The 19,845-nt window shown below is 29.6% G+C and carries 16 protein-coding genes and 1 tRNA gene; 15 read left to right on the top strand and 2 right to left on the bottom strand.

Annotated features, from left to right (window positions below):
- Window positions 1-27: 27 nt before the first annotated feature.
- Window positions 28-2,721: an ABC transporter ATP-binding protein/permease gene (locus BN3265_RS07430; RefSeq protein WP_058990961.1), complete on the bottom strand. Its 2,694-nt coding sequence runs from the start codon at window positions 2,719-2,721 to the stop codon at window positions 28-30.
- A gap of 98 nt (window positions 2,722-2,819) precedes the next feature.
- On the opposite strand from BN3265_RS07430, the gene BN3265_RS07425 reads away from it, so the two are divergent.
- The 9 genes from BN3265_RS07425 to BN3265_RS07385 all read left to right on the top strand — a co-directional run bounded on the left by BN3265_RS07425 (window position 2,820) and on the right by BN3265_RS07385 (window position 13,496).
- Entirely contained in the window at window positions 2,820-3,881 is a 1,062-nt protein-coding gene (locus tag BN3265_RS07425) for a hypothetical protein (protein ID WP_058990960.1), read from the top strand.
- An 11-nt stretch (window positions 3,882-3,892) separates the two neighbouring features.
- Window positions 3,893-4,567, top strand: coding sequence for a hypothetical protein (locus BN3265_RS07420; protein WP_058990959.1), 675 nt, complete (start codon window positions 3,893-3,895; stop codon window positions 4,565-4,567).
- 395 nt (window positions 4,568-4,962) lie between these two features.
- On the top strand, window positions 4,963-5,895 hold the full coding sequence (locus BN3265_RS07415) for a P1 family peptidase (protein WP_058990958.1): 933 nt from the start codon (window positions 4,963-4,965) through the stop codon (window positions 5,893-5,895).
- 99 nt (window positions 5,896-5,994) lie between these two features.
- Window positions 5,995-6,279 carry a 30S ribosomal protein S6 gene (gene rpsF / locus BN3265_RS07410; protein WP_058990957.1) on the top strand — a complete coding sequence of 95 codons (285 nt, stop codon included), beginning with the start codon at window positions 5,995-5,997 and terminating at the stop codon, window positions 6,277-6,279.
- Window positions 6,280-6,807, top strand: coding sequence for a single-stranded DNA-binding protein (locus BN3265_RS07405; protein ID WP_058990956.1), 528 nt, complete (start codon window positions 6,280-6,282; stop codon window positions 6,805-6,807).
- Between the two features lie 16 nt (window positions 6,808-6,823).
- Entirely contained in the window at window positions 6,824-7,048 is a 225-nt protein-coding gene (gene rpsR, locus BN3265_RS07400) for a 30S ribosomal protein S18 (protein WP_004815577.1), read from the top strand.
- An 83-nt stretch (window positions 7,049-7,131) separates the two neighbouring features.
- Window positions 7,132-8,055: a tRNA modification radical SAM protein MnmL/YtqA gene (gene mnmL / locus BN3265_RS07395; RefSeq protein WP_058990955.1), complete on the top strand. Its 924-nt coding sequence runs from the start codon at window positions 7,132-7,134 to the stop codon at window positions 8,053-8,055.
- Entirely contained in the window at window positions 8,040-8,645 is a 606-nt protein-coding gene (locus tag BN3265_RS07390) for an isochorismatase family protein (protein ID WP_058990954.1), read from the top strand. The genes mnmL and BN3265_RS07390 overlap by 16 nt, the downstream gene beginning before the upstream one ends.
- Before the next feature lie 591 nt (window positions 8,646-9,236).
- Window positions 9,237-13,496, top strand: a complete 4,260-nt coding sequence (locus BN3265_RS07385) for a 2-hydroxyacyl-CoA dehydratase (RefSeq protein ID WP_058990953.1) — start codon at window positions 9,237-9,239, stop codon at window positions 13,494-13,496.
- Window positions 13,497-13,513: 17 nt separating this feature from the next.
- Here BN3265_RS07385 and BN3265_RS07380 read toward each other — a convergent pair whose 3' ends face one another.
- Window positions 13,514-14,221 carry a glycerophosphodiester phosphodiesterase family protein gene (locus BN3265_RS07380; RefSeq protein WP_058990952.1) on the bottom strand — a complete coding sequence of 236 codons (708 nt, stop codon included), beginning with the start codon at window positions 14,219-14,221 and terminating at the stop codon, window positions 13,514-13,516.
- Window positions 14,222-14,629: 408 nt separating this feature from the next.
- Between BN3265_RS07380 and BN3265_RS07375 the strand changes: the two genes are divergently transcribed.
- From BN3265_RS07375 to BN3265_RS07350, 6 genes are all read left to right on the top strand, one after another.
- Window positions 14,630-15,442, top strand: a complete 813-nt coding sequence (locus BN3265_RS07375) for a substrate-binding periplasmic protein (RefSeq protein WP_058990951.1) — start codon at window positions 14,630-14,632, stop codon at window positions 15,440-15,442.
- Window positions 15,443-15,444: 2 nt separating this feature from the next.
- The gene (locus BN3265_RS07370; RefSeq protein ID WP_058990950.1) at window positions 15,445-16,152 is read left to right on the top strand and encodes an amino acid ABC transporter permease; all 708 of its coding nucleotides are present in this window, start codon (window positions 15,445-15,447) and stop codon (window positions 16,150-16,152) included.
- Window positions 16,145-16,864, top strand: coding sequence for an amino acid ABC transporter ATP-binding protein (locus BN3265_RS07365; RefSeq protein WP_058990949.1), 720 nt, complete (start codon window positions 16,145-16,147; stop codon window positions 16,862-16,864). The genes BN3265_RS07370 and BN3265_RS07365 overlap by 8 nt, the downstream gene beginning before the upstream one ends.
- Window positions 16,865-16,910: 46 nt before the next feature.
- Window positions 16,911-17,000 (top strand) — tRNA-Leu (locus BN3265_RS07360).
- Window positions 17,001-17,459: 459 nt separating this feature from the next.
- On the top strand, window positions 17,460-19,412 hold the full coding sequence (locus tag BN3265_RS07355) for a BglG family transcription antiterminator (RefSeq protein WP_148363009.1): 1,953 nt from the start codon (window positions 17,460-17,462) through the stop codon (window positions 19,410-19,412).
- Entirely contained in the window at window positions 19,378-19,845 is a 468-nt protein-coding gene (locus tag BN3265_RS07350) for a PTS sugar transporter subunit IIA (RefSeq protein ID WP_058990947.1), read from the top strand. The genes BN3265_RS07355 and BN3265_RS07350 overlap by 35 nt, the downstream gene beginning before the upstream one ends.

The following is a 19,845-nucleotide window of genomic DNA, read 5'->3' as shown; positions in this document are numbered from 1 at the left end:
AGATTTGACTTAAAATTATTTTTAAATTTATTCACTTTGCAAAGCCTCAACCGGATCTTTTTTAGCTGCTATTGATGATGGAATAATTCCTGCAAGTAGGGTTAAGCTTACTGAAATTATTACAAGAATTATTGCAGCCTTATTTGGAAGGGATGAGCCGATGTAGGAAATATTTGTTATATTTCTCATAATTTTTGTAATTGGTATATTTAATAAAATAGTTACAAAAACTCCGAGAAGTCCTGACAAAAGTCCTTCCATAAAGGTTTCTGACAAGAAAACTTTTCTTATGTCTTTTTTGCTTGCACCGATTGACCTTAAAATTCCTATTTCTTTTGTTCTTTCTAAAACGGAAATATAGGTTATTATTCCAATCATTATTGATGAAACAACAAGGGAAACTCCGACAAAGGCAATCAAAACATAGGAAATTGCATTTATTATTGTTCTAATTGATGAGGTTAAAAGCCCTACAAAATCTGTGTAGTGGATTTTATCTTTTTCTTTTTTGTTTTTATTAAAATCATTTATTATATTTTTCACATTTTCCCTGTTTTCAAAATCTTCTACATAAATTTTAATCTCTGATGGGGCAGATTTTGAAACAAAACCAAAATCTTCTAGGTTATTTTGGTAGGAATTTGATGCAAGCTCATCTTCATATAATTTATCCAAAACCTTATCTTCTGGATCTTTTAGGAAAAGTTCAATTATATCAATATTTTGCCCTTGATTTGGATTACTCATTGAAGCTTTTTTTATATTTTCTTTTAATTTTTCTGAATTTGCTAGTAAAAATGATTGGGCCTTTAATTTTTGGTCTTGGTCTAGGTTTTCAAGATATGATTTACTAGCCTTTCTTTTTTCACTTTGGTCTTTTGCCTTAAAGGCAATATTATTTAAAATATTTATTTCTTTATTTTTTTCTTGGTCTTTTACAATTTGAGATTCGCCCGCTCTTTTTATCATTTGGTCAGTAAATTTTGAGGTGAAACCAAGGGGAGCTGTTATATTTTGGTTTTCTTCGCTATCTTTTTTTGCCCTTGCAATTCCTACGATTTTTATTTTATAGGCATTTTCAATTGCTTTTTTCTTTTCATTTTCATCTTCTTTTATATTTTTGTACCTATTATTTTCTTTTTTATAAAAATCTGCAGGCATTAGGGCGCTAAATTCATGATTTAAAAAATCTTTATTATTTATTTTTTTATCGTCAAGTTTTATTTTTTCGCCTTCATCTAATTTTTTTAGGATATTTTTGTAATCTTTTTTTGGTAAAATTCCAAGCTCATACAAACTTTCCCTGTCAATAGAATTATTTTTGTCTGTAAATAAAACCAATTCATTGGCATTTTCTGGCCATTTTCCATCGATTAAATCATATTCTTCTTTGACTATATTTGAAATTGATCCGTCCTTGTTGGAGATTATTTGTTTGAAATTTTTGTGCTCACTTGAGCCTATATTTAAAAATGATGGACCGTTTGATTTAAACATTGGGTCTTTTTCATCTTCAAAATCTGAACCGTCAGTGTTTATAATCTCTCCGTTTTCATCTTTTGCATAGATTTCAAAATTTAAATCGTATATATAATTTATGGCGTGTTTGCCAATTTTTTTATTTAAATCTTTTTTATCTAGATAAGTTTTGAAAGGGGAGAGGTTATTTTCTGTAATTGATGAGGAAAGAGAAGACTTTCTTTTTAAAATATCATTGTTAGCACTAACATTTTTATCGTCTTTTTTGTATTTTTTATCCCCTGCTGGATCTTTTAAAAAATTATCTCCCAAATTTAGACTTTCTTCTTTGATTTCTATTGGATAAGATTTCAAGGTTTTTCTTTGACTTTCCTTAATAAAATCATCAACTCCATTTGAAAGAGATAAAATCAAGGCAATTCCAATAATTCCAATCGAACCTGCAAAGGCTGTAAGAATAGTCCTTGCTTTTTTGGTTAAAAGGTTATTAAAAGAAAGTTTCAAGGCAGTTGGAAGGGAGAGAGATAATTTTTTCGTTTTAAATTCATCCCTTGTTTTTTCTTCTTCATAGGGATTTGAATCCGATAAAATTTTCCCGTCTTTTAATCTTACAATCCTTGTTGAATATTTTTCTGCCAAATCTGGATTGTGGGTTACCATAATTACAAGTCTATCCTCAGCAACTTCTTTCAATAAATCCATAATTTCTTTGGAAGTTTCCGTATCCAAAGCTCCAGTCGGCTCATCGGCAAGGATAATTTCTGGATTATTTACAAGGGCACGGGCAATTGCAACTCTTTGCATTTGTCCTCCAGATAATTGGGCAGGTTTTTTGTAAATATGATTAGAAAGACCAACTTTTTCCAAGGCTTTTTTTGCCAAATCTTCCCTCAAGTCTTTTCTCTCACCAGAAAGAGTCAAGGCAAGCTCTACATTTTTCAAAACATTTTGGTGACCTATAAGGTTATAGGATTGAAAAACAAAGCCAACAGACCTATTTCTATAATAATCCCAATCCCTATCCTTAAATTTTTTGGTGGAGCGTCCTTCAATAATCAAATCTCCCGATGTATAATTCATAAGGCCGCCGATTATATTTAGAAGGCTGGTTTTTCCACCACCAGATGGGCCTAATATTGAAACAAATTCATTTTTTCTAAATGAGATACTTATATCATCAAGAGCTTTTTGTTCATTTTCTCCTGTTTTATAAATTTTACTTATGTTTTTAAGCTCTAACATATTTTTCCTTTCTATTTTCTTACTCGATGATTATACTCCTTATTCAATTCTTTTGAATATTTCAACATTAAAAATATAATGAAGATGAAGGAAAGATTATGGGAAATATTTTTTATAGGACTTATCCAAAAAAATTTAATAAAGATAAATCAAATTTGGGGTTTTTTGATATTTACGACCTAGACCAAAGATTTATTATTGGGAAAATTTTGGGAGTAGACTTTATAATAATTGAAGATATCTTTAAAAGGGATGGAGATTATTTAGTTTTTTCTCAAATAAATAAAAATTTGGGGCAAAGTCAAGATTTTATAAGTCAAATTTCAAAGGCCCATGATTTAAAGCTTGGGATTTTTTTAAGGCTTGATTTAAGTAAAATGAAAAAAATTAGCAAAAAAACCATTAGTTCCATATTAAATTTTTGGATAAATAAGGGAGTTGATGGTTTTATCCTTGATGATTTTTCAAGATCGTCAAAATTTTTTGGAGAAAATATCCTATCTTTAAAAAATTCTTACAAGAATATAAAATTTATTTTAAATACAAGTGATAAGAAAAAAGATGAGATTTTTGATGGATATGTAAATTTTTCTTATGGGAAAAATTCAAAAAATTTAGGTTTTAGAAAATTTATATTAGATAAAAACAAAAAGAACCTTGCCTTTGCCCTTAATGGGGATCATGGATTTATGTGCAAAAATTTTCTAGATTTTAAGCATTTTTACACAAATTGTTCAAAACTTATGGCTATTATATCTATAATGAGAAGTGAAGACATTTTTATAAAAGAAGGTGAGGAAACCCTATATTATAAAAAAGAAATAGACCCAGATATTAGAAAAGAAATTTTTGATTTTTATAGGAAAATTGTCTTAATAAGATATGATTATCTTGATATAATAAAAGAAGGATACTATCCATTAAATTATAAGAACAAGGACCTACTTGCTTATTTTTATTGTAAGAATAACAAGGCTTTGGTAATTTTAAATAATTCATCACAAAAAGATAGCTTATTAGATTTACCAGAATTTTTTGATACAAAAAAATCGAAATTTCTAATTGGAAATATTTCTCAAAGGGAAATCTTTAAAAATATAAATTTGAGAGCCTATGAGTCTATTGTTTTTACAAGTTCAATAAAAAAATATAAGTCATAAAGGAGAAAAGCATGGAAGAAAAAATGAAAAAATTTGTACCTCAAGTACATTCAAAACTAAGAAAATCTTTTATCACAGTGCCAGAAGAAATTTACAGGGCAAGTGGGATAAAAATTTACGAAAAAAGAATAAAATCCCTCTTATTTACAACCGACCTTGCCATAATTAGAAATACAAATGCAGATTCTATCATGGCGGTTTATCCCTACACACCACAAAATACAATTGCCCAATCAATAATTTCAACCGCATCAGTCCCATGTTTTATTGGAGTTGGTGGAGGAACAACCCAAGGAGCAAGATCAAAATACATAGCCTTTGACGCAGAGCTTGAAGGAGCCTATGGAGTTGTTGTAAATTCTCCAATCCCAAATGAAGATATTAAAGCAATTTCAGATTTTGTAGATATTCCTGTAATTGCAACTGTAACTGGTTTTAAAGATGATGTAATAGGAAAAATCGAATCAGGCGCAGAAATTTTAAACGTATCAGGAGGTCCAAAAACTCCAGAGTTATTGATTGAAATTAGAAAATTAATTGGAGATGAATTTCCAATAATAGCAACAGGTGGCAAGACACCAGAATCAATTTTAAAAACAATAAAATCTGGAGCAAACGCAATTTCCTACACAGCCCCATCATCTGCAGAAGTTTTTGAAGAAATGATGGATAGGTATAGGAAGTAGGATTAATTTTTTTTAAAGTATAAATAATTAAAAAATATTTATAATGAAAGTACTAAGTTAATAAAAGAGATCTCTCGACTTCGCTCGAGATGGGTTATTATTGTATTTATTTTTAGGCTAAAGTTTATGTAAATAAGGAAAATATTGTATTAATTAATTTAAAAATACTTTTAATATATAGATAAGCTAAATTAACTTCGATTTTGAATTAAGAAGTCAAGGAAAAATAAATTTAATTAATATTTTGGCTAATTGAGAATATATTTATTAGAATTTACTAAGCTATAAACCCATCTCGACCTTGTGGAGAGATCTCTTGATGGCTATTAGCTGTATAAGAAAAATAAAGCTTAATATATTGAATATAATTTTAAAATTTTTAATAAGGAGAAAAAATGTATAAGGGTTACATTACCGACATTGAGGGAATAAAAGTTGGGCATGCTCAAAATTTTGATGGAGGAACTGGTCTTACGGTTTTGATTCCTCCGAAAGGAAATACAGCAAGTGTTGATGTAAGAGGGGGAGGACCGGGAACTCGTGAAACAGACCTTTTAAATCCTGTAAATACTGTAAGCGAAGTTTCAGCTCTTGTTTTATCTGGTGGTTCATCTTATGGACTTGCAGGATCAATTGGAGTTGTTGAAGAGTTAGAAAAAGATGGGATTGGTTTTAAGGTTCCAAGCGGAATTGTTCCCATAGTTCCTCAAGCGATTTTATATGATTTGGATTATAAATCTTATAAAATTAGACCAGACAAAAAAATGGGAAGTGATGCTTACAAAAATGCAAGTTTTGATGAAAATCGTCAAGGAATAATTGGAGCAGGGACTGGAGCTACAGTTGGAAAGGCCTTGGGCAAAGAATTTTCTATGAAATCAGGACTTGGATCTGCCACAATTTGTGTAGGAGATTTAAAAGTTTCTGCCATAGTTGCAGTAAATGCCATGGGGGATATTTTTGACGATGAAGAAAATAAACAAATTGCAGGAATTTTAAAAAATAATAAATTTATTCCAACTCTTGATGTTTTAGAAAAAATCCATCAAGAAAATTCTTTGAACACAACAATTGGAATTGTTGCAACAAACGGAAAATTTAATAAAACTGAACTTAGAAAAATCGCCTCAATGACTCACAACGGTTATGCCAGAGCAATTAGACCAGTTCATACCATGATGGATGGAGATACAATTTTCTCTCTTGCAACAAATAAAGTAAAGGCAGATTTAAATCTTGTGGGAAGCCTTGGGTCAAAAGTTATGGCTCGTGCAATTGCAAATGCAATTTATTTTTCAAAAATAGAAAATTCTTCAGAATTTATTTGAAAAAAATAATTGACTTCTTGAAGCTTTTATAGTAACATAGATAAGAATTCTCTACTCCGACAATAGATCGGGGTCAAAGACCAAAGGGAGGTGAAATAGATGAATAACTACGAAGCAGTATTGATTTACAAACCAGAAGTTTCAGATGAAGAAAGAAATCAATCTTTAGAAATCTTCAAAGGCATTATAGCTGAAAGCGGAGAAGTAGAATCTGTAGATGACTGGGGAAAAAGAAAACTTGCATACGAAATCAACTATATCAAAGAAGGATATTATTATATCGTTGATTTTAAAGCTAGTGGTGACCACATCAAAGAATTTGAAAGAAGACTTAGAATATCTGATTTAATTCTTAGATACATGGTAATCAGAAAAGAGGACTAAATGAATAAAGTTTTTCTTATAGGAAGATTAACAAAAGATCCAGATTTAAGATATACCCAATCTGGACAAGCAGTTGTTAGTTTTTCTTTAGCAGTTGATAGAGGTTTAAGTAAACAAAAAAGACAAGAAATGGAATCAATGAATCGTCCGACAGCTGATTTTCCACGTATAACAGTATGGGGAGTACAAGCTGAAAATGTATCAAGATATCTAAAAAAAGGAAATCAATGTGCGATAGATGGTAGAATCCAAACAGGTTCTTACCAAGATAAAGATGGAAAAACAGTCTACACAACTGATGTTGTTGCAGACAGAGTTGAATTTTTGGAATCAAGATCAGATAGTCAATATCAAAATTATAATAATCCAATGAACCAAGATAATGGCTTTGGAGATATGAACCAAGACAGATCTTACAATAATTCAAATAATTTCCAACAAAATAACAATCAAAATATGAATAATAATGATGACTTTTTTGACGATGACTTTACAGAAATTGAAGACGACGGAAGAATTCCTTTCTAGATTTTAGGAGGATAAAATGCGTAGAAATTTCAGACCAAGAAAAAAAGTCGATCCATTTGTCAAAGACCCTTCAAAAGTAATAGATTACAAGGATATTGATACTCTAAAAAGATTTATTTCTGATAGAGGAAAGATCCTTCCAAGAAGAGTTACAGGACTAAATGCGAAACATCAAAGAGAAATAACAAGAGCAATCAAAAGAGCTAGACAAGTAGCTTTATTGCCATACGAAGATAATTAAAGATAAATAGAATATAAACTTTCAATAAGCAAGCAAAAGACGCCTAAGGGTGTCTTTTTTTTATATAAAAGTAAAATAAAATTATGGAAATAAATAAAAAAAGATATAGGGACGTGGATTCCTATTTTAAAAGAAAATTTAATAAAAAAATAATAAAAATTCCTCTTGATGGAGGATTTACTTGTCCAAACAGGGACGGGAAGATTTCAAAATTAGGTTGTATTTATTGCTCGGAAAATGGGGCAGGAGATTTTACAAAATATGATGATTTGGATAAGCAAATTGATTATCAAATAAAAAGATTAAAAAAGCCAAATAGAAAAGAAGGCTACATGGCATATTTTCAAAATTTCACCTCAACTTACGGCAATACACAAAAAATGAAAAAATTATTTTATACAGCAATAGAAAATCCTAATATTATGGGTTTATCAATTGCAACTCGTGCTGATTGTCTTTCAGATGAAGTAATTGACTTACTTGATGATTTGAATAAAAAAACTTTTCTAATTGTGGAGCTTGGCCTTCAATCTGTAAATGAAAAATCTATAGAATTTATAAACAGGGGCTATAGCCACAAGGAATTTGACCAAGGACTTTTAAAATTAAAAGAAAAAAATATAAAAACTTTGGCCCACCTAATAATTGGTCTTCCAAACGAAGATTTGAATGATTATCTTAAAGCTGTTTCTTATATAAATGAAAGAGGATTTTGGGGCATTAAAATTCACAATCTTTATATTGAAAAAGGATATAGAATTTATGATTATTATTTGGAAAATCAAAATGAATTTACTATGACTTTGGATCAGTTTGTCGATTATGTTATACTTATTTTGGAGAAATTAGATCCAAATATAATTGTCCAAAGACTAACAGGAGATGGACGTCGTGATAAAATTGTTTGGCCGATTTGGTCAAAAAATAAGGCTAAAGTTTTATCTACAATTGATAAGAGATTAAAAGAAAGAAATAAAAAACAGGGGGATTTATGGAAAGAGAAATAGGAAGTTTTTTTATAGAAGGCTATAATTTTGATACAAAAACTTATGATAACAAGGAAAATACTCTTTTATTGGTAATTGATTTACAAGAAAAATTAATGCCTGCAATTTATGAATCAGAAAAAATTATAAAAAATTCAAAAACTCTTTTAAAAGTATTTGAAATGTATGGAATCAAAAAAATTGCAACAGAACAATATCCAAAGGGACTTGGCCAAAGTGTAAGTGAAATAAAAGAAAATCTTGATGATGATTATATTTTTTCAAAAACAAGCTTTGATGCAATCACTGATGAAGTTTCTTCATATTTAAAAGAAAATAAAATTACAAATGTAGTTATTACAGGAGCAGAAACTCACATTTGTGTTTATCAAACAGTAAGAAGATTATTATTTGAAGGATATAAGGTTTTTGTAGTCGAAGATGCAGTTTCAAGTTTTAATGAGAAGCAAAAAGAATTGGGCCTAAAAGCCATATCAGATATGGGAGCAAGCCTTGTTAATACAGAAATGCTAATGTTTGATTTGGCAAGTGATGCAAAGGATGAAAATTTCAAAGAAATTTCTAAAATGGTAAAAAATTTAAGAAAATAATTTAGCCTTCTTATGAAGGTTCAGACTGTTGACAAACTAAAATTTTTCCATTTCGACCGAGTGAAACGAGCGGAGAAATCTCATGAGATCTCTCCATGCGTTCGTTTCACTCACACTAAAACACGTTAGTTTTACAAACTTTTTCGTGTTATCACACTTGTTTTAGGGATGATTGTGCCAAATCAAGGCACAATCATCTAGTCGAGATGGGTTTTAGCGTAATTTTATTTTTAAATCATTAATGAATTATTAAACTGACTTTGTCTACGCTCTGAGCCTTCTTATGAAGGCTATTTTTGTGCTTATTTTTATATTTTTTTATAATAAATAATTTCTAAATAATCCTTGATAAATTTTATTTTTTGTCCTATTATATAATGATGCAAGCTTGGAATATTTTGTATAAATATTGTCGAAAAAATTATATAAATTTCCAATAAGTTTACAAAAAATATTCTATTTAATTTAATCGATAAAACCGAGTGATTTGCTTGTATTTACTCATTTTTGTAATAGAATATATAGTGTAGGATTAAAAATCCTTTTAATTTTAAAAAGAAATAATTTTTTATATATAGGAAAGGAAAATGTATGAATTTACATATGGGACTTGATGTCGGATCTACGACTGTAAAGATTGTTATTACTGATGATAAATTTAATACTCTTTATTCAGTTTATAGACGACATAAATCAGATGTAAAACAAACAGTTACAAATGTTTTGATGGAAGCCTATGACAGGTTTAAAGATGATTATCTTACCGTAAATGTCACAGGTTCTGGTGGAATGTTTGTTGAAAAATATTTGGGAATTAATTTTGTTCAAGAAGTTATTGCTGAAACTAAAGCAATAAAAAAATTTATTCCCCAAACGGATGTAGTAATCGAACTTGGTGGTGAGGATTCAAAAATTACCTATCTCAAAGGTTCTGTTGAGCAAAGAATGAATTCTATTTGTGCTGGTGGAACTGGTGCTTTTATTGATCAAATGGCAGCCCTTCTTGATACTGACGCCCAAGGTTTAAATGAATTAAGTAAAAATTATAAAAAAATATATCCAATTGCAAGTCGTTGTGGGGTTTTTGCAAAAACTGATATCCAAGCTCTTATGAATCAAGGAGCAAGCAGGGAAGATATAGCAATTTCTGTTTTTCAATCAGTTGTAAATCAAACAATTTCAAACCTTGCTTGTGGAAGACCAATAAAGGGAAATGTAACCTTCTTGGGAGGTCCTCTTCATTTTTTAAAGGCTTTGAGAGATAGGTTTATTGAAACTTTGGGTGAGGAAGAAAATAATTTTTATATTCCAGAAGACGCAGAGCTTTATGTGGCAAAGGGTGCTGCAATTTTATCTCAAAATGAAGAAAAGATTTCCTATAAATCACTTATAAAATCTTTGAAAGAAGATAAAAAAGTTGATATGGAAATGACCAAAAAAATGGAAAGACTTTTTGAAGATGAAAAAGACTACCAAGAATTTAAGAAAAGACACAAGACAAATCTTGTAAGATATAAAAATATTGAAGATTATGAGGGAGAAATTTTTCTTGGAATTGATGCAGGATCAACTACATCAAAAATTGTTTTAATCAGCAAAGACAATGAAATTTTGCACCAAGATTATAGGATGAATTTGGGAAGACCTCTTGAGGTTGTAATTTCTATGCTAAAAGATGCTTACAAAAAAATCCCAGAAAATGCCCAAATAGTTTCATCAGGAATTTGTGGATATGGGGAAGAATTTATAAGAAACGCTCTTCATATTGATAACGGCGAAGTTGAAACCATAGCCCATTATTCTGCAGCCAAATTTTTTGATCCAGATGTAGATTTTATTTTGGATATTGGTGGTCAAGATATGAAAGCTATGCACATTCGTGATGGAATAATTGATTCAATCCAATTAAACGAATCTTGCTCATCAGGTTGTGGATCATTTTTGTCAACTTTTGCAGCAAGCGTTGGTCTTTCTGTAGAGGAATTTCAACAAAAAGCCCTCTTTGCAAAAGAACCTGCAGATTTGGGTTCAAGATGTACAGTCTTTATGAATTCAAAGGTAAAACAAGCCCAAAAAGAGGGATCAGATGTTTCTGATATAGCGGCAGGACTTTGTTATTCTGTAATAAAAAATGCTATCCAAAAAGTTATAAAAGTTCGTGATCCAAAATCTCTTGGAAAAAATATAGTTGTCCAAGGTGGAACTTTTTATGGAGATGCAATTTTAAGAGCCTTTGAGAAATTATCATCAAGGGATGTAACCAGACCAGAAATTTCAGGCCTTATGGGAGCTATGGGCATGGCTTTGATTTCCAAAGAAAAATCAACAGGCCATTCCAAAATTTTATCAGAAAGTGAAATAGATAATTTTACCTACACCCAAAAGTCCGCAAGGTGTGGAAGATGTACAAATAATTGTTCCCTACAAATAAATATTTTCCCAGACGGATCAAGATTTATAACAGGAAATAGGTGCGAAAGAGGAGCTGGAGTAAAACAAGAAGAAACTTTGGCAGACCTTAATATGTACAAATTTAAAAACAAACTTTTGTTTGATAGGAAGACTTTGGGAGAAAAAAATATTCTTGGAAGAGTTGGACTTCCTAGAGTTTTAAATATGTATGAAGATTATCCTTTCTGGCATGAATTTTTTACTTCCTTAGGTTTTGATGTAATTTTATCGGATGAATCAAACAGGAAAATTTATGAAAAAGGAATTGCCACAATTTCATCAGAAACCGCCTGCTATCCTGCAAAAATTGCCCATGGTCATATAGAAAATTTATTAGAAAAAGATATAGATATTCTATTTTACCCAGCAATTTTTTATGAATACAAGCAATTTGACAAAGCACAAAACCACATGAATTGCCCAGTTGTTTCAGGATATCCTGATGTAATAGAAAATAATGTTGATGGATTAAAAAATGTAAAATATATGGCCCCATATCTTTCATTTGAGTCTGAAAAAATAGTTGCAGATAGGTTAGTTGAAATTTTTGAAGGATATGAGCATGATGGATTTATTTTAAAGAAAAATCAAATTATAAATGCAGTAAAAAATGCTTGGCAAAAACAAGCCGACTACCATGAAGATATAAGAAAAAAGGGTAGGGAAATTTTAGAATATGTTCATGTGAACAAGGAAAAGGCCATAGTTCTTGCAGGACGTCCTTACCATATTGATCCAGAAATAAACCACGGAATTCCAGAATTAATCGAGTCAATGAGAATTCCAGTTTTATCAGAAGATTCTATAGCCTATTCAACAGAAGATTTGGAAAATCAAACCAGGGTTTTGGACCAATGGTCCTATCACGCAAGACTTTATAGGGCAGCGGAATTTGTAGGAAAAGATCCTTGCCTTCAATTGGTTCAATTAAATTCATTTGGTTGTGGACTTGATGCGGTTACAACCGACCAAGTTCAAGACATATTGGAAGCAAACGGAAAGATTTATACTTTATTAAAAATTGATGAAGTTTCAAATCTTGGAGCAGTAAAAATTAGGATTAGATCTTTAATCCAAGCCCTTGACCAACAAGAAAATGAAAATATTCATTTGAAAAAAAGAAAAGAAAAATTGACCTACGAAAACCACGAATTTACCAAAGAAATGAAAGAAGATGGCTATACAATCCTTGCTCCTCAAATGGCAAGAGAGCATTTTCAAATTATGGAAAGTTTATTAAAGGGATCTGGCTATAATATAGAATTTTTGGATAAGGTTGATGAAAAAGTCATCGATAACGGCTTAAAATATGTAAATAATGATTCATGTTATCCATCAATTACAGTAGTTGGTCAACTTATGGAAGCTGTAAATTCTGGAAGATATAATCCGAATAAATTGGCCCTTCTTATGACCCAAACGGGAGGAGCATGTCGAGCTTCAAATTATGTAGGATATATTAGAAAAGCCTTAAAAGATGCAGGCTATCCACAAATTCCAGTAATAGCACTTTCAGCTCAAGGAATAGAATCTCATTCAGGATTTGACCTAAGAAAAATTTCTACAATTCCAATGGTAATAAATTTATTAAGATCAATTTTGTTGGGAGATTTGATAAATAGGGTGGCAAATGCAACAAGACCTTACGAAAAAAATAAGGGTGAAGTTAATAAATTAAAAGAAAAATGGATAGGAATTTGCTGTGAAAATATTTATGATATGAGCTCAAAAACCTATAAAAATATAATTGGACAAATTGTAGAAGAATTTGATGAGGTTGAAGTTTTAGATATCAAAAAACCAAAAGCGGGAATTGTTGGAGAAATTCTTGTAAAATATTTACAAGAGGCAAATAACCACCTCCAAGATACCCTAGAAGCTGAAGGAGCTGAAGTAATAGTTCCAGATTTGACAGATTTTCTAATGTATTGTTTGGCAAATACACAACTTAAAAAAGAACTTTATGGTAAAAGTCCAATCAAGGCATTTTTTGGAAAAGCTGCAATAAATACAATAGAAGTTTATAGAAAACCAATCAGAAAAGCCCTAAAAAATTCAAAAAGATTTGATGAACCTGTTTATATAAATGATGTAAAGACTTTTGCAAAAGAAGTTACAAGTCTTGGAAACCAAGCCGGAGAAGGATGGTTACTTGCAGGTGAAATGGTAGAGTTAATCCACCAAGACGCACCAAATATAGTTTGCATCCAACCATTCGGCTGCCTACCAAACCACATAACCGGCAAGGGAGTAATGAAAAAAATCAGAGAAATTTACCCACAAGCAAATATAGTAGCAATAGACTACGACCCAGGTGCAAGCGAGGTAAACCAAATAAATAGGGTGAAACTTATGATGAGTCAAGCAAGAGAAAATTTAAAAGAAAATGTAAAAGCATAAAAAAATCTAGCGTTTTGCTAGATTTTTTTTATAAACTTTTCAACATGATTTGTTATAATTCCATTTGGATTTAAAATTTCTAATTTTTCGTAGTCTTCTTTTTTATTTGAAAACCAAATATTTGTCAAAACTCCCATATTTTTTAATTCTTTTATTTCCTCTGGACTTACTGCTGTGTTTTTTGGGTGATAAAATTGTAAATTTAAGTCCTTGCAAAGATTTTTTATATTATCAACTTTTTTGCTAGTCAAAAGTGCAAGGGGGATTTTTGTATCAATTTGTCTTATTTTTTTTAAAGAATTTAAATTAAATGATGAAATAAATACCTTATCAACTAAACCATACCCATAAATTTTTCCCATCAAAAGTTTTTCTATATTTGGATATTCTATTACATTTGTTTTAATTTCTATATTTGTTAAAATGTCCTTGTCCTTAAAATAAGAAAAATATTCATCAATATCTGAAATTTTTATATTTTCAAAATCTTTATTATAGGAAAATGAATATTTTTGCAACTCTTCAAGGCTGTGGTCTTTTATAAAACCTTGACCGTCACTGGTCCTATCATTTTTTTCGTCGTGAATTATAATCAATTCTTTATTTTTTGATAAATGAACATCAAGTTCAATGGCATAAACGCCCATTTCGTATGCTTTTTTGAAAGCGAGCATGGTATTTTCTGGATAAAGGGAAGAAAAGCCCCTGTGTGCTATAATTTTCATAAAACCTCCTTTTTATTTATTACCCCAAAAGAGCATATTGAAAAATTATTTGACAATTTTTTTATTTATTATATAATTCTAACTAAAGTAAATAAATGCATCGAAAAGAAGAGTAATTTTATGAAAGCTTAAAGCGAATCCTGTAGAGTGTGAGAGGAGAAGTGGAAGTAAAATGAAAAGAAACTTGGAGCATGTGGGAAATAAAAAGCCCATACGGGAACTCCCGTTACAGAGTTAGAGTATGTTTGTACTTGATGAGTTCTATTTTGTGAGAAATAGAAAAATTTGGGTGGTATCACGATCTTCGTCCCTTTGGGACGGAGATTTTTTTATTGGAATTTTCGGTGAAAATTTAATTTATTTGCTTTTTGTCGGTATGAAAATAAAAAATAGAAAAGAGGAGAAAAAATGAAAAATTTAAAAAAAGTAGTGTTGGCTCTTGTTACTAGTAGTTTGTTGGTGGCGTGTTCCGGAAAAAATCAAAAGGATAATGTAAGTTCAAATCAAAATGACCTATCAAATAATTCTAATAAAAGCGTAGCTTCTGAAATTGTAGATGATGGTGTTCTTGATCTTGGAACAAGTGCAGATTTCCCACCTTATGAATTTTATGATGACAATAATAAAATCGTAGGAATTGATGCTGAAATCGCCCAAGAAATCGGAAAAAAACTTGGTGTAGAAGTAAAAATTAAGGATATGGATTTTTCATCAATTATAGCATCAATCGAATCAGGAAAACTTGATGGGGGAATAGCTGGAATTACTGAGACTGAAGACCGTAAGAAAAATGTAAATTTCTCAAAAACTTATGGAAAATCTGTACAAAAAGTTATCGTTAAAAAAGATTCTTCTTTTAAAAATCCAGAAGATTTAAAGGGCAAAAAAATTGCAAGCCAACTTGGTTCAACTGGGGAAGTTGCTGCTAAGGATACTTATGGTGAAGATAGCATTCAATCTTTTAGCAAAACTATGGACTCAATTGTTGCTTTAAATAATGACAAGGTTGATGCTGTAGTTTTGGATGATCAAGCAGCAGAAAAATTTGTAGAAGCAAACGAGGGTTTGAAAGTTCTTGATAAAGAATTGGCAAAAGATGAATACGCCATTGCCCTAGATAAGAAAAATGACAAATTATTAGAGGAAGTCAACAAGGCAATTGACGAGCTTGAAAAAGACGGAACATTGGATAAAATTTTTGAAAAATATTTGGATAAATAAAAATGGATAGTTTTTTACAAGCAATTGAAAAAAATTTAATAAAGGACAATAATTATAAATATCTAATAGATGGATTAAAAACAACCCTTTCAGTTACGGCGATATCTTTGATATTTGCCCTTTTGATAGGGATGTTTATAGCAATTATAAAAGATTATGACAAAAATTTAGAGGAAAATATTAAGGGATTTAAATATTATATAATAAAAATCCTTGCAAAAATCTTAAATGTTTTTGTAACAGTAGTAAGGGGGACACCTTCCACAATCCAATTACTTATTGTCTACAATGTAATTTTGGTAAATTCAGATTCCCTTTTTTTGGTAGCAATCGTAACATTTATCATAAATTCATCAGCCTATATGTCAGAAGTTTTTAGGGGAGGAATAAATTCAGTAGACAAGGGAGAAATTGAAGCTGCAAGAAGCTTAGGCTTATCATACGAAAAAACTGCAAAACTTGTAGTCATCCCCCAAGCTATGAAAAATTCCCTTCCAGCCTTGGGAAATGAAGTTATAACCTTATTTAAAGAAACATCAATTTCAGGATTTATTGGCTTGGTAGATCTGACAAGGGGAGCAGGAATAATAATTTCAAGGACTTTTTCAGCAGCAATTCCATATTTTGCAGCAGCCCTAATATATTTAATTCTTGTCCTATTACTTGAAAAAATATTTAAAAAATTAGAAGAGAGGATGGCCCATGATTAAAGTAGAAAATTTAAAAAAATCATTCAAAGAAAAAGAAGTTTTAAAAGGAATAGATTTAGAAATAAACAAAGGCGATATCCTTGCAATAATTGGACCATCAGGATCAGGAAAATCTACACTTCTTAGAACCATAAATAAATTAGAAAAAAAGACAAGTGGAAATATATATTTTGAAAATAAAAATATAGACGAGCTTGATGTAAATAAATTAAGAGAAAAAGTGGGCATGGTTTTTCAACAATTCAATCTTTTTTCAAATATGACGATAATGGAAAATTTATTAGCAGCACCTTTAAATACAAAGAAAATGAAAAAAGATGAGGCAGAAGAAAAGGCCTTAGAATTATTAGAAAAAATTGGCCTAACAGAGAAGAAAAATTCCTATCCAAAAGAGCTTTCAGGAGGACAAAAACAAAGAATTGCCATTATTAGAGCCTTAATGATGGAGCCAGATTTGATGTTATTTGACGAACCAACAAGTGCTCTTGATCCAGAAATGGTAAAAGATGTCCTAGATTTGATGAAAGATTTAGCAAACGAAGGAATGACCATGGCAATAGTAAGCCACGAAATGGAATTTGCAAAGCAAGTTTCAAACAAAATAATAATAATGGATGATGGAGAAATAGTAGAAGAATCCCAAAATCCAAAAGAATTTTTTGAAAATCCAAAAGAAGAAAGAAGCAAAGAATTTTTATCAAAAGTATTATAAAAATTTGACAAAGCTATCATATATTGGTAATATATAAAGGTAGCTTGCAGGATTGGCGGAATTGGCAGACGCGCAAGACTAAGGATCTTGTGTCCGATTTTAGGACGTGGAAGTTCAAGTCTTCTATCCTGCACCATAAAAAAATTATACAAGGATATAAAAGGATATTGGCTGATATAAGCTGATATCCTTTTATATTTATTAATTTTATTGGATATAAAGGGATATAAAAAGATACGTTTGTAGTTTTTTTGTAGTTAGTTTATGAAAATACTAAAACTTAAGTATAAATATATATAAATAATTTTTAAATAATTTATAAATACCTTCTCTACTTATAAAAATAGTAAGAGGGTATTTTTTATTGAAATAAAAACTTTATCTTCCTAATAAATAAAAACTTTTTTTAATATTCATTTCTATTCTCATTTGATTTGATCAAAGAATTAATTTATAATATTAAACCTAGTTACAACTTCCACATTAATGTAGACATATATAGATTTCAATAAAAAAATATATTAATATATACTAATGTTAAAGAAGATAACATTTTCATTGATTGTGAGGTGAAATTGTGAATAGTAGGCAAATTATGATTCTACAGACTCTTAAGTTACATAATGAATTTATTACTGCTAAGAGTCTGTCAGAGATGTTTGGAGTTTCTACTAAAACTATTTATAAAGATATTGACAAAATAAATGAATACTTCAAGGAATATGGCATTGAAATTGAAAAATTTCCTCGAAAAGGAATTAGGATTGATGACAAATTTAAATCTAAAAAAATAGATTTGATCTTATCAGACATTGATAGTAAAAAAAATCTTGATAATCAATCGATTGAATATAGAGAAGAGTACTTGTTCAAAGAGATTTTTTTAAAAAGAAAAAAGTTAAATATTGATGTTTATGAGGACAACACATTTATAAGTGAGGGGTCTGCTAGAAGAGATATTAAAAAATTGGAAAAAGAGATTTCTTCAAAAAAATTACATTTAATAAATGAGAAAGGCAGATATTTTGTAAGTGGTGATGAGTCAAGGATAAGAAAGGTTATTAAAGAATATTTAACTTCACTAATAGATGACTCAAATTTTGAAGATATCAAGACCTTGTCTAGATTTTTTTGTAAGGAAACTATCTTAAATTGTAAAAATATTATAAACGAACTGGGGAAAAAATATGATTATGATCTTAGTAAAAGGTATTTTAATACTCTTTTGATAGATTTACTAGTTCAAATAAATATGATTGATTTAGGTTTTATTTTAAATGATTATAAGGCTAGTATAAAATTTGATATTAATCATTTTGAGGCTTATTTTTACGCTAGAGAAATTTTAAGTAAGATATTAGGTTCGGAAAAAGAAATTCCTAGCCAAGAAATTGAGGTCTTATCCTACACCTTGCTTGCCTCTGGATTTAAAATAAATAATGCTGGTTATAATTTGAGACTAGATAAGAGTGTAAGAAATTTTATTAAAAAAGTGTCTAATATTTTGGATATTGACCTAACCCATGATGAACATTTAAAAGATATGTTGATAAGCCATATTGGTCCTATGATATTTAGATTGCAAAAATCTATTTCAGTTAATAACCCAGTAGCTGAAGAAGTGAAAAAACAATATAGCGTCTTGTATAATGTTGTTTGGCTTTCAGTTAGGGAACTTACTGAAGAATTCAATGTAAAAATGACAGCTGATGAGGCGGCGTTTTTGGCTATTCATTTTCAAATAGCTGTAGAAAAAGTCCATAAATCTTTAAATATTTTAGTAATATGCCCACATGGAATTGCTACTTCTGAACTTATTGTTAGTAAATTAAAAAGAATAATTTTAGATACTGATAAAGTAATAAAAGTAGACTTAGATGATTTAGATAAAATAGATTTAAATAATATTGATTTTATTGTATCTTCTGTAAGATTACCAAATATGAAAATACCAGTGTTTGATGTTAGTCCAGTAATAACTGAACAGGAAATGAATGAAATTGCTTTATTTTATAATAATAATTTAGATAAGAATAGGTTATTAAAATCTAGTGAAAAAATTGAAACTAATAATAATTTGATTAGAGAGCTGTTAGATGAAAATATATTGTTGAAATCTAAAGCTAAGAACAAAGATGAAATTTTCGAAGAAATTTTAAAAATTTCAAATGAATTAAACAAGAAAAATAATTTATTTTTAGATTCAATAATAAAAAGAGAAAATATGGGAAGCACTAGTGTTTATACAGGAATTTCAATTCCCCACTGTGACCCCAAATATGTAAATAGATCTCAACTGGGAATTATAACTTTGGATAAGCCAATAAAGTGGGGGAAAAATTTAGTTAAGATTGTACTTTTAATTGCTATAACAGATGAAGATATTGATAGTACAAAGGATATTTTGATAAATATTTATAGAAAAATAGAAAATAAAAATTTTATAGATGAGCTGTGGAAGTCAAAAACAAAAGATGAATTGATTTCAACACTAATAAATTGGAGGGATGATTATGATAGAAAAGAAAATCATAAAATTAAAAGTTAAAAATTTAAAAAATAGTAAGGAGGTGTTAAGTAGTTTAGCTGATTGTCTTATAGAAGAAAAAATGGTAAAACCATCATTCAAAAATGCGGTTTTAGAACGTGAGAATTCTTATCCGACTGGACTTCAGTTTGACGGTTATGCAATTGCATTGCCCCATACAGATAGTGAACATGTGATCAAATCTCAAATTGCAATAATGACATTAGAAAAACCGGTAAAATTTGTTGAGATGACATCATCTGATAAAGAAATTGATGTAAAAAATATTTTTATGTTGGCTTTAAAAGATTCCAACCAACACATTAAAATTTTACAAAAAGTAATGGAATTATTACAAGATAAGGAAGCTATGAGCAAGATTGAATCATTTGATGATTCAAAAGAAAATGTAGAAAAATTAGTAGAAATATTAGAAAAATATGAATTAAATTAA

The sequence above is a fragment of the Anaerococcus rubeinfantis genome (genome assembly GCF_001487145.1).
In the GTDB taxonomy this organism is placed as follows: domain Bacteria; phylum Bacillota; class Clostridia; order Tissierellales; family Peptoniphilaceae; genus Anaerococcus; species Anaerococcus rubeinfantis.
This window is presented reverse-complemented; position numbering and strand designations above follow the sequence as displayed.